The 11,628-nt window shown below is 69.4% G+C and carries 9 protein-coding genes; 2 read left to right on the top strand and 7 right to left on the bottom strand.

All coding sequences use genetic code 11. The features are described 5' to 3' along the window. Positions 1-40 precede the first annotated feature (40 nt). The 6 genes from ACILRH_RS03400 to cysC all read right to left on the bottom strand — a co-directional run bounded on the left by ACILRH_RS03400 (position 41) and on the right by cysC (position 8,324). Positions 41-1,117, bottom strand: a complete 1,077-nt coding sequence (locus ACILRH_RS03400) for an N-acetylneuraminate synthase family protein (protein ID WP_395690770.1) — start codon at positions 1,115-1,117, stop codon at positions 41-43. A 67-nt stretch (positions 1,118-1,184) separates the two neighbouring features. Continuing rightward, complete coding sequence (locus ACILRH_RS03405; RefSeq protein ID WP_395690771.1) at positions 1,185-2,843, bottom strand: cytidylyltransferase domain-containing protein; 1,659 nt, start codon at positions 2,841-2,843, stop codon at positions 1,185-1,187. 176 nt (positions 2,844-3,019) lie between these two features. After that, entirely contained in the window at positions 3,020-4,315 is a 1,296-nt protein-coding gene (gene cysN, locus ACILRH_RS03410) for a sulfate adenylyltransferase subunit CysN (RefSeq protein ID WP_395690773.1), read from the bottom strand. Then, positions 4,315-5,229 (bottom strand): sulfate adenylyltransferase subunit CysD, encoded by a 915-nt coding sequence (gene cysD, locus ACILRH_RS03415; protein WP_395690774.1) that lies wholly within the window; start codon positions 5,227-5,229, stop codon positions 4,315-4,317. The genes cysN and cysD overlap by 1 nt, the downstream gene beginning before the upstream one ends. Positions 5,230-5,352: 123 nt before the next feature. Then, a complete protein-coding gene (locus tag ACILRH_RS03420; RefSeq protein WP_395690775.1) occupies positions 5,353-6,366 on the bottom strand; it encodes a sulfite exporter TauE/SafE family protein in 1,014 nt (337 codons plus the stop codon). Continuing rightward, complete coding sequence (gene cysC / locus ACILRH_RS03425) at positions 6,363-8,324, bottom strand: adenylyl-sulfate kinase (protein ID WP_395690776.1); 1,962 nt, start codon at positions 8,322-8,324, stop codon at positions 6,363-6,365. The genes ACILRH_RS03420 and cysC overlap by 4 nt, the downstream gene beginning before the upstream one ends. A 39-nt stretch (positions 8,325-8,363) precedes the next feature. Here cysC and ACILRH_RS03430 point away from each other — a divergent pair, with 39 nt between their 5' ends. Beyond that, positions 8,364-9,320, top strand: coding sequence for an asparaginase (locus ACILRH_RS03430; protein ID WP_395690778.1), 957 nt, complete (start codon positions 8,364-8,366; stop codon positions 9,318-9,320). 12 nt (positions 9,321-9,332) lie between these two features. Continuing rightward, on the top strand, positions 9,333-10,346 hold the full coding sequence (gene gmd, locus ACILRH_RS03435; RefSeq protein WP_395690779.1) for a GDP-mannose 4,6-dehydratase: 1,014 nt from the start codon (positions 9,333-9,335) through the stop codon (positions 10,344-10,346). 44 nt (positions 10,347-10,390) lie between these two features. On the opposite strand, the gene ACILRH_RS03440 is transcribed toward gmd, so the two are convergent. After that, a complete protein-coding gene (locus tag ACILRH_RS03440; protein ID WP_407077012.1) occupies positions 10,391-11,467 on the bottom strand; it encodes an IS30 family transposase in 1,077 nt (358 codons plus the stop codon). Positions 11,468-11,628: the final 161 nt, after the last annotated feature.

Here is an 11,628-nt window from a genome sequence, read left to right on the forward strand (position 1 = left end):
TTCCGGACGGGGACCAAGGTCGCACTGCGGGCCGGCTCTGTCAGAGCGAGCCGGACGCGGCGGCGTTTGTCTCGAGGTCGGACTCGGTGAGGGGCTCGCCGACCTCCTTGGCCGACGTGAGCCGGGCGCCGACGACGGTGTCCCACGCGGCGACCGCCACGCCCGTGTCGGCACGGAGGGCGATCAGGTCGTCCTCAGCGATGACGGCCCCTGCGGCGACCGGCCGGGCCGTGAAGATGCGGCGCCGGGCGTTGGAGATAGCCGACCGCTGGACCTCCAGGTCGGGGACGCCGGTGCCGGCGAGCTCGGCCATGGCCTGGAGTCGCTCCACCAGGTGGCGAAGTCCGTCCTCGTCCATCGCGTGGTAGTGGTCGTTGCCGGCAGCGTTGCGGTCGTCGGTGAAGTGCTTCTCGACGATGACGGCACCGAACGCCGCCGCGAGCTCGACCGCGGGCATCCGCCCGTCGGCGTCCGGCGCGACGTGGTCCGAGTAGCCCACCACGGCCCTGCCGTGGAAGTCGTCGGTCAGCCGGCGGATGCCGGCGACGTTGGCGTTGGCCGGCAAGGTCGGGTAGTTGAGCACGCAGTGGAGGAGGGCGATCTGCTGTGCGCCGGCAGCCTCCAGCAGCTCGACCGCCGTGTGGATCTCCTCGTCACTCGCGGCGCCCACCGACACGACCACCGGCTTGCCGGTGCGGGCGACCTTGCGGATGAGGGGGACGTTTGTGATGTCGGCCGACGCGATCTTGAACATGGGGACCAACGGCTCGAGGTAGTCGACGGCCGCCAGGTCGAACGGCGTGGACATGAAGTCGATGCCGACCTTGCGACAGTGCGCGGCCAGCTCGGCGTACTCGTCAGGGCCGAACGCGTCGTACTTGGAGAACAGCTGGTGCTGGCTCTCGGTCGGCTCGGCGTCGAGGTCCCAGTAGGCGGGGCTGCTCGTCCGGCTCGCCAGGGTGTCCGCCTGGTAGCTCTGGAACTTGGCCGCCTGAGCACCTCCCCGGGCGGCCGCCTCGATCATCGCCTTGGCGCGCGCCATCGACCCCTCGTAGTTCATGCCGATCTCGGCGATGATGTAGGGCCGGAGCAGGGTGCCGCCGAAGTGCTGTGCCATGTCGTCCATCTCGTCTCACCATTCGTTGGCTACCCGCACGGGTGCGGGACTCGGCTAGTGGTTAGGGCTAGAGGTTGGGGAACCGGTCCAGGCCCACGCTGCTCAGGATCCTGGTCAAGGTGCGGTGGTTGCTTCGGCCCGCGACCGACGCCAACGCGTTGACGCGGAGCTTGCGACGGTAGCCCTCGTCCCGCAGCATCCGGTCGAGGGCTTCGTCGATGACGCTGTCGTCGGTGCTGGATCCCAGGCCAAGCATCTGCACGCCCGACTCCTCGGTGGCGTGGGTGTGCGTCAGCTCCTTCGCGTTCTGGGCCATGCAGATCGAGGGCACTCCCAGGGCTGCCAGCTCGATCACGGTGCGCCCGGCCGACGTGAAGGCGAAGTCGGCGCGCTGGATCACGTCCGGCATGTAGCGGACGTCGGTGAGGATCTCGAGGTCGTAGTGCTCGCTGCGATAGTCGATGCGCGAGGCGCCGAGTCCGCGGACCACGGTGACGGAGCCGGTGAAGGACGCCCGGTCGAGGGCGCGCAGGGCTCGCTCCGCGAGGCCGGACGGGTCGGTGCCTCCGAAGAGCACCAGGACGTGCTCCGGGGCGGGGTGGAACTCGGCGGGCTCGGTCATCGTCTCGAAGACCGGAGCCATGAGGGAGTTCCCGATCCCGGAGATCGTCCGCTCGGGCGGCACGCTCGTGTTGGAGATGAACTCGGCCACGTGGAGGTCCGCCGCGGCCGCTCCGGGGCCGCGGTCCTCGAACGTGACGATCTTGGCGTCGGCGCAGGCCCGGCGCAGCCCCTGGACCAGGTCTATCGAGGTGTCGAGGACGTCGAGCAGGACGAGGGTCGGATTGAAGTCGACGAGCTGGTCGATGAAGTCGGCGTCGTCACGGACGGTCCGGGTGTCGAACGGCTTCGACGCGAAGAACTCCTGGCCGAGCCGGTGCTCCTCCGACAGGTAGATCCGGACGTCGTGGCGGGCCAGCTCCAGAGCGATGGCGAGCGCGCGGTACACGTGTCCCATGCCGAGGTGAGGGGCGGCATCGGCACGCAAGGCGATCCGCATCCGGGTCTTGTGGTGCTGCGCCGCGTAGAGGTCGGCGAAGTCGTCGATGTCGATGGACTCCGCGTCGGTGAGCGGCACGAGCTGCACGGGCTCGATGATCCGGGTGCCGATCTGCAGGATCCGACCGAGCCGGGCGGCGACGACTCCGCCGGTCTCCTTGTAGGTCGGCGGCAGCTGCTGGCGGTTCACGCGCTCGGCGAACATCGGGGTCGGCGAGCCGTCCGGGCCCACTCCCCACCGAAGGTGCCGGTCCTCGGTGACGGTGATTGCCGAGCCGAGGGGCGCCGCGCGGAGGGTGCGCAGCACCTCCTCGACGGTGCCCGACCGGAGCATGGGTGAGGTGGGCTGCATCGTCGCGACGATGTCGTCGTCGCGCGCGCCCATCTCCTGCAGCTTCGGCAGGTTGCGCAGGATCTTGGTGTCGAGCGTCTCGTGCCCCGGGGTGGGGGTGTCCTCGAAGATCACGGTCGCCCCTGCCGAGTCGGCGACGTGCGAGATCTCGTGGTCGTCGGTGATGACCACGACGTGCCGGGGCTCGGTGACCCCCAACGCGCACTCGATGGCGTGCGTGATCAGTGGCCGACCGCCGAGCAACCGCAGGTTCTTGCGCGGAACGCCTACGGATCCGCCTCGCGCGGGGATGACGAGCCATGCAGTCTCATCCATCAGCTTCGCTTCCGTGTCTGGCATCGGACGGCGCTTCCCGGGACGTCTGGATCGATCCCTGGACGACAATACCCGCCGAAGAAGGCCGCCCCTCGGGTGGGCATCGACGGGCGCAGCACCCGCTCTAGTGCGCGATTCCGAGCAGGACGCGGCGTAGGCGAGACAATCGCCCCTTCTCAGGTACCGCTGTTGATCATGCCCGCACCCACGGTCACACCGGTCGCCTCGTCAATGAGGATGAATGAGCCCGTCGTGCGGTTCTTCGAGTAGGGGTCGCACAGCAACGGCACCGTCGTCCGGAGCTGGACGCGGCCGATCTCGTTGAGGCCGAGCTCCTTGGTCTCCTGGTCACGGTGCAGCGTGTTGACGTCCAGGCGGTACTGGATGTCCTTGACCAGGGCCCGGGCGCTGCGGGTGGTGTGCTTGATGGCCAGCTTCTGTCGCGGCCGCAGCGGCTCGTTGGTCATCCAGCAGATCATCGCGTCGATGTCCTGCGACGGCTTCGGGGCGTTCGACGGCCGCGCGATCATGTCGCCTCGTGAGACGTCGACATCGTCCTCGAGACGGACGGTGACCGACATCGGCGGGAAGGCCTCGCTGACCTCCTCCTCGAAGAGGTCGATGCCCTGGATGCGCGACGTCATGCCACTGGGCAGGACGACGACCTCGTCGCCCGGCTTGAGGACGCCACCGGCGACCTGGCCGGCGTAGCCGCGATAGTCGTGGTGCTCGTCAGACTTGGGCCGCACGACGAACTGCACCGGGAACCGGACGTCGACGAGGTCGCGGTCGGACGCGACGTGGACGTGCTCGAGGTGGTGCATCAGCGTGGGACCGGAGTACCACGACATGTTTTCCGACCGCTCGACGACGTTGTCGCCCTTGAGCGCAGAGATCGGGATGACCTCGAGGTCAGGGATGTTGAGCTTGGTCGCGAACTGGGTGAACTCGGCGTGGATCTTTTCGTAGGTCGACTGGTCGTAGCCGACGAGGTCCATCTTGTTGACCGCGAGCACCAGGTGGGGGACGCGCAGGAGGGAGAGGATCACCGCGTGCCGGCGTGACTGCTCGGTGAGGCCCTGGCGGGCATCGACGAGCACGAGGCCGAGGTCGGCGGTCGACGCGCCGGTCACCATGTTGCGGGTGTACTGCACGTGACCAGGGGTGTCGGCGATGATGAACTTGCGGCTCGGCGTCGCGAAGTAGCGATAGGCGACGTCGATGGTAATGCCCTGCTCGCGCTCGGAGCGGAGGCCGTCGGTCAGCAGCGCGAGGTCGGTGTAGTCGTAGCCCTTGGACTGGCTGGTGGCCTCGACCGCCTCGAGCTGGTCCTCGAAGATCGACTTGGAGTCCAGCAGTAGCCGGCCGATCAGGGTGGACTTGCCGTCGTCGACCGAGCCGGCGGTGGCGAACCGGAGCAGGTCCATCTCACGGACCTCCTGCGCCTTCTGCGCCTGGGTGAGGTCGCTCATCAGAAGTAGCCTTCCTTCTTGCGGTCCTCCATGGCGGCCTCGGAGAACCGGTCGTCGCCTCGGGTGGCGCCGCGCTCGGTGACGCGCGCGATGGCGATCTCGTCGATGATCTTGTCGATCGTGTCGGCCTCGGACTCCACGCAGCCGGTCAGCGTCAGGTCACCGACGGTGCGAAAGCGGACGGTGCGCTCCTCGACCGTCTCGCCCGAACGGAGGGGGTTGAACTCCGACTCGGTGAGCAGCATGCCGTCGCGCTCGAAGACGCGGCGCCGGTGGGAGAAGTAGATCGACGGGATCTCGATGCCCTCGCGGCCCAGGTAGTGCCAGACGTCGAGCTCGGTCCAGTTCGAGATCGGGAAGATCCGCATGTGCTCGCCCTCGTGGAGGCGACCGTTGTAGAGGCTCCATAGCTCGGGGCGCTGGTTCTTGGGGTCCCACTGCCCGAACTCGTCGCGGTGGGAGTAGACGCGCTCCTTGGCGCGGGCCTTCTCCTCGTCGCGGCGGCCACCCCCGAAGGCGGCGGTGAAGCCACCCTCCTCGAGGGCGTTGAGCAGGGTGCCGATCTGGAGGCGGTTGCGGCTGGTCTTGCCGTCGTCGATGACGATGCCGTCCTTGATGGCCTCCTCGACGCTCGCCACGATCAGGCGGGCGCCCAGGCGGTTGACCCAGTTGTCGCGGCAGGCGAGGACCTCGGGGAAGTCGTAGCCGGTGTCGACCTGCAGGACCGGGAACGGGATCTTCGCCGGGTAGAAGGCCTTCTCGGCGAGGCGCATCATGACGATGGAGTCCTTGCCGCCCGAGAACATCAGGACGGGCTTCTCGAACTCTGCGGCGACCTCACGGAAGATGTGGATCGACTCCGCTTCCAGCTGGTCGAGCTGACTCAGCCGGTAGTCGGCGTGGGTATCGGTCATGACGGCGTGCAGAACCTCTCATTGGACAGCAGCCGTCATCGTAACGGTCCGGCAGCTGTGGACACGAAGCGCGGATGAAGTCTAGTGATCTGGTTCACTTCCGTCCGCGAGCGTACGCCTCCGTCACTCCTGGGCGTCGACCCGTCTCGGGGCTCGGTCGGAGGTGCCGAGGCCGCTCTCGAGCTCGGCCACAGTCGGCGAGCCGAACATGGGCAGCCCCTGGGTCTTGCGGATCAGGCCCCAGACGATGGGGACGAGCACGAGCATCGCGAGGCCGATGGCGGCGATGAGGCCCGGGTGGGTCTCGTCCTTGCCGAGCGGACCCCAGCCGGCCTTGTCGAGCAGGGCGACGCCCGACATGGTCAGGACGATCACGATGCCGCGGCGGATCACCGACTGCGGGACCCGGGGGGCGATCTTGCTGCCGAGGATGCTGCCGGGGGTCGAGCCGATCACGAGCGGGATGAGAATCGCCCAGTCGAGGCCGTTGAGGGCGATGTTGGAGACGGCAGCGGCGAAGACGAGCGGCACCGCTTGGACCAGGTCCGTGCCGACGAGCTTCACGGCGGCGAGACCGGGGTAGAGCATCAGCAGGGCGATCATGATGACGGACCCGGAGCCGACGCTCGTGATGCCGACGAGGAGACCGCCGAGGGCACCGACAAGAAGGGTCGGGATCGGCCGGATCGGCGGGTTCGGGTCGGCGTCGGGGTGGCCGCCCCGGACCCGGCGCAGGTTGATGTACAGCCGCAGCGCGTAGGTCGACGCGGCGAGCAGCAGCGCCCAGCCGATGCACTCCTTAAGGATGGTGTCCAGGGTCTCCGGGTCACCGCCCGCGGCCGCATGGACGAGCCACGGCCCCAGGAGGGCCATCGGCACCGAGCCGATGATCAACCACTTGGCGAGGGTGAAGTTGGGCGAGCCCTCTCGGGAGTGGACGACCGCGCCGCCGGTCTTGTAGATCGCCGCGGCGGTGAGGTCGGCGGTCACGACCGTCGCTGCGTCGCCCACCCCGAGGAAGATCAGCGCGGGTGTCATCAGCGCCCCGCCGCCCATCCCGGTGAGCCCCACGACGACACCGACGAGGAACCCCGCGACCAGGATGGAGAGGGCGGTCATGGTCAGCAGGTCGCTCATGAGGCGGTGCTCCTGGATCCGGTGAGAGCGGGTAGGACGACACGCAGGAGCTCCTCGAGCGCAACCGCGCACTCCTCGGCCGGCTCGGGGCCGCGGCCGTAGGGGTCAGGGATGTCGAGAGTGGGGTCCGACGGGCCGCGCCGGGAGCCGACCGCATCGAGCAGGTCGCGGCCGACCAGGTCAGGCCCGGCAGCGCGGACGGCCTCGGCGAACTGGCCGAGGGTGAAGACCTTGCGAAAGCTCGCCGGGTGGTCGTCGAGGATGAACTGACGATGGGCGGCCTCGGCGGTGAGGACCAGGTCGGCGTGCGCAAGCATGTCCGTCGCGAAGGGGCGGCTGCGGAACGCCGTAGTGCTTACGCCTCTCGAGGACAGCGTCTCCGCCATGACCGGGTCCATCTCGCTGGATAGGAAGCCGTGTGTCCCCGCGCTCGAGAAGCTGATGCTCGCCTCGGGGTCGACGAGATGGCGCGACAGCAGCTCCATGAACGGGGAGCGACAGATGTTGGCCGTGCAGACGAAGAGGACGTTGAGTGGGGGTTGGGTGGGCGCCTCGGGTGCTGGGGTCTCGATACGCTCGCTGGCGCTCGCTACTCGACCACCGAGAGGGTCGTCGGTCGCTGGGCGAACGTCGGGGGAGGAGGCCGGGTTTTCGAGGCTCGTCGCTGGCGCTCCTCGCACCTCAACCACCGGGGCGGTGTCTGAGGCAGCCGCGATCTCGACGATGGCCGGTGCGTCGGCGGGGTCGGGGTCGGTGAGGTCGAGGTGACCGGAGGTGCGCAGGGCGACCAGGACGTCGCCGAGCGCGTCCTCGATCGTCCGGCCGGTGGTGTCGACGCGCACGTCGGCGTCCTCGGGCTCCTCGTAGGGGGAGGAGATGCCGGTGAACTCGGGGATCTCTCCCCGGCGAGCCTTGGCGTAGAGGCCCTTGCGGTCGCGACGCTCGCACTCCTCGAGCGGGGTTGCTACGTGGACCAGGAAGAAGGCCCCTCCGGCATCCTCCACCATCGAGCGGACCTGCTTGCGGGTCGTGTCGAAGGGTGCGATCGGGCTGCACACCGCGACGCCACCGTGCCGGGAGATCTCGGCGGCGACCCACCCGATCCTGCGGATGTTGGTCTCCCTGTCCTCCTTGGAGAAGGTCAGGCCGGCCGAGAGGTTGCGGCGCACGACGTCGCCGTCAAGGCTGGTCAGCGTGCGGACGCCGTGCTCGAGGAGCCGGTCCATCAGCGCCCGAGCCAGCGTGGACTTGCCGCTGCCTGACAGGCCGGTGAAGAAGAGGACCAGGCCCTGCCGGTCCGGCGCGGGGCGGTCCTGCTCGACGATCGTGGCGATCTCCGGCGGGTAGGCGCCGGTCGGGTCGTCGGTCACGCCGACGACGGGGTCCTCGCCGGCGTAGTTGCCCGTGACCTGGACGCCGAGCTCGTGGTCGGCCTCCGCGTCGCCCCGTGCGGCCAGCGGCACGGCGACGACCTCGGCATCCGGCAGGTGCTCGGCCGCGGCGATGGTCGCGCGCATCAGTGCGACCGGGGAGAGGTCGGGCGTGCCGTGGCCGACCAGCGGCAGCAGCACGAGCGGCCCCACGCGGCTCAGCGCGGTCAGCTGCGGCTGGGTGAGGGCCGTGACCAGCGGCACGAACGTCCGGCCGACGAACCGCTCCCGGGTCTCGCGCGGGGTGAGGTAGTAGCGACGGAAGGGGCCGTACTGCGCGTGGGTGAGCGGTTCGATGGTGCCGCCCGGCACCTCCACCTGGGCCAGCGGGAGACCCTCGGGGTCGACCAGCTCGACCGCGCCCGCGGCCGACGCCTGCGCCGCGACCGGGGCGGGGAGCTCGAGCGTGACCGGGCTGCCCGGCTCGTTGAAGGCCACCGTCGGCACCAGGGCGCCGGTCACCAGCAGCTCGAGGTCGTCGAGCTCGCGCGGCGTGGGGCAGTGCTGGGGGACGGGCGGGAGAGGCACGGACAAATAGTGCCATCCCACTGAAGTTAATCTGCACTCATGTCGAAGCCCGAGGTCGTCGCCCAGCTGGTCCGCTCCGGTTTCGTCGAGGGCCACCACCGCGGCTCGGTCGTCGCGCTCGGGTCCGACGGCGACGTCGACTGGTCGGTCGGCGCGGTGGACGCGCCCATCCTGTCCCGCTCGTGCCTCAAGCCGCTCCAGGCGCTCGGCATGCTGCGCCTGGGCCTGGAGCTGCCCACCGACCTCATCGCCATCGCTTGTGCGTCGCACTCGGGCGAGCAGATCCACCTCGAGGCCGTGCGGCGTCTACTCGACTCGGCTGGTCTGGACGACTCGGCTCTGCGGACGCCGCCCGACATGCCCCTCGACGACGAGGAACGGGATGTCGTCCTCCGGGCGGGAGGCGGCCCGACGTCGCTGCAGATGAACTGCTCGGGCAAGCACGCCGCGATGCTGGCCACCTGCGTGCTCCACGGCTGGGAGCTCGAGACCTACCTCGACCCCGAGCACCCGCTCCAGCGGGGCATCCGGGCGACGATCGAGGAACTCACCGGCGAGACCGCCCAGGTCGCGGTCGACGGGTGCGGGGCGCCGGTGCTCTCCTGCTCGCTGACCGGCCTGGCCACGGCGTTCCGCCGGTTGGCGGTGGCGCAGTCCGGCGCGGAGCGGCTCGTCGCCGACGCTATCCGGCAGCACCCCGAGCTGGTCTCCGGGACCCGGCGTGACGAGCGCGCACTGCTGACGGCGGTCCCCGGCTCGATCGGCAAGGCGGGCGCCGAGTCCTGCTACGTCGTCGCGCTGGCCGACGGCCGGGCGTTCGCCCTCAAGATCGACGACGGGTCCGCCCGAGCCCGGCCGGTCGTGATGGCGGCGGCACTGCGACGGTCGGGTGTCGACCAGGAGCAGGGCGTCGACGCCGCGGCACTGCGTCGGACCGGCGAGAAGCCGCTGCTCGGCGGCGGGCGCGTGGTCGGGGAGATCAGCGCGCTCCTGTGACACGATTCCCGCGTGACGAGGCGTGCGCTGATCACCGGGATCACGGGGCAGGACGGTTCCTACCTCGCCGAGCTGCTGCTCGCCAAGGGCTACGAGGTCCACGGGCTGCGACGCCGGTCGTCGACCTTCAACAGCGCCCGCATCGAGCACCTCTACCAGGATCCGCGCGACCCGGAGACGAAGCTCTTCCTGCACTACGTCGACCTCTCCGACAGCGCGCGGCTCATCCGCCTGCTGCACCGGCTCCAGCCCGACGAGGTCTACCACCTGGCAGGCCAGTCACACGTGGGCGTGAGCTTCGAGGAGCCCGAGCACACCGCGATCACGACCGGGGTCGGGGCCGTCACCTTGCTCGAGTCCGTGCGGACCGCCGGCATCGACTGCCGCTACTACCAGGCGTCGAGCTCGGCGATGTTCGGTGCCGCGGAGGGAGCGCAGGACGAGTCGTCGCCGTTCCGGCCGAACTCGCCCCACGGGGCCGCGAAGCTGCACGCGCACTGGGCGACCGTGATGTACCGCGAGGGCTACGGGATGTTCGCCGTCAGTGGCATCGCCTTCAACCACGAGTCGCCGCGCCGGGGCGAGACGTTCGTGACGCGCAAGGTCAGTCGCGCCGTGGCGCGGATCCAGGCGGGTCTGGAGGACTACCTCTACCTCGGTGACCTCGACCCGAGCCGCGACTGGGGCTACGCCCCGGAGTACGTGGAGGGCATGTGGCGGATGCTGCAGGCTGACGAGCCGCAGGACTACGTGCTGGCCACCGGGACCAGTTGCTCGGTCAGGGACTTCGTGGTCGCGGCGTTCGACCACGCCGGGCTGGACTGGGAGAAGCACGTGCGCCACGACGAGCGCTACGCCCGGCCCACGCAGACCGCCACGCTGGTGGGCGATGCCTCCAAGGCGGCCGAGCAACTGGGCTGGAAGCCCAAGGTGATGCCGCAGCGTCTCGTGCAGATCATGGTGGACGCCGACATCGCCGCTCTCGAGCGCGAGGGGCGCCCGTGGATCGACGTGCCGGAGCTCTGAGGGCTGGCGGTGGGGTGGTTTCGAGACAGGCGCAGAGGGTGGATTCAACCGGTGAGTGCAGCGCCGGGCTTGTCGTGTTCGGACAGTAGCTGGTCCAGGGATTCGGCGGGGGTGCGCCATCCGAGGCGTTTGCGGGGGCGGTTGTTCATCTCGATGGCGACTTGCTCGAGGTAGCCCGGCCCCCACAAGGACAGGTCCGTGCTCTTGGGGAAGTACTGGCGCAGGAGGCCGTTGGTGTTCTCGTTGGAGCCCCGCTGCCAGGGTGAGCCGGGGTCGGCGAAGTAGATGTCCAGGCCGGTCGCGGAGGCGATCTGGGCGTGGTTGGTCATCTCGCTGCCACGGTCCCAGGTCAGGGTCAGGCGCAGGGTCTCGGGCAGCTTGGCCATCTGCTCGCACATCGCCGCGGCGACCGTGGGGGCGGTGTGGTCGCCGGGTAGGTGGAGCAGACACAAGAACCCGGTGGCGCGTTCGACGAGGGTCCCGATCGCCGAGGCATTGCCGGCACCCATGATCAGGTCGCCCTCCCAGTGACCGGGCACGGCACGATCCTCCACGCAGGGAGGCCGCTCGCTGATCGAGACCACGTTGCGCAACGGGTGGGTCCTGCCATCGCCACGTGTCCGGGCCTGCGCGCGCGGCTTGCGGACCGCGCGCCCGGTGCGCAGATGCCCGGCCAGGTCCTTGCGCAGCGCCCCGCGGCCCTGGACGTAGAGGGAGGTGTAGATCGTCTCGTGGGACACGCGCATCTCCGGGTCGTCGGGGAAGTCCAGCGGCAACCGGTTCGCGATCTGCTCGGGACTCTGCTTCAGCTCCAGCCGCCTTTCTACCTCAGCGCGCAGGCGGCTGTTCACCGCCAGCTTCGCGGGCTTGGCCTGCGCGGCACGGGTCCGCTTGTCGGACTCTGCCTGGGCGGTGGTGGCCCGGTACTGGCCACCGGTGGTGTTGCGTGCCAGCTCGCGGCTGATCGTCGACTTGTCGAAACCGATCGCCGTGGCGATCACGGTCATCGATTTACCCAGGCGCTTGAGGTAAGCGATCTCCTCGCGGTCCGTCTGAGTCAACCGACGACCGTGCCCGGTCTTCGAGGACGATAGCTGCTCGCGGTCCGTTCGAGGGGGCATCACGCCTCCCGATGCTGCGAACCACCGGTAGCCCACAGGTCGTGACACGCCGACAGCAAGCGCCGCGTTCTCGGTCGACAACCCGGCAGCGATCTGCTTCCAAAACTCCCTCTGCTTCTCACGCGGCCAAGGAGGACGACCCATCAAGAACACCTCGATCA

Origin of the sequence: Nocardioides sp. (assembly GCF_044226765.1) — a bacterium.
Taxonomy (GTDB): domain Bacteria; phylum Actinomycetota; class Actinomycetes; order Propionibacteriales; family Nocardioidaceae; genus Nocardioides.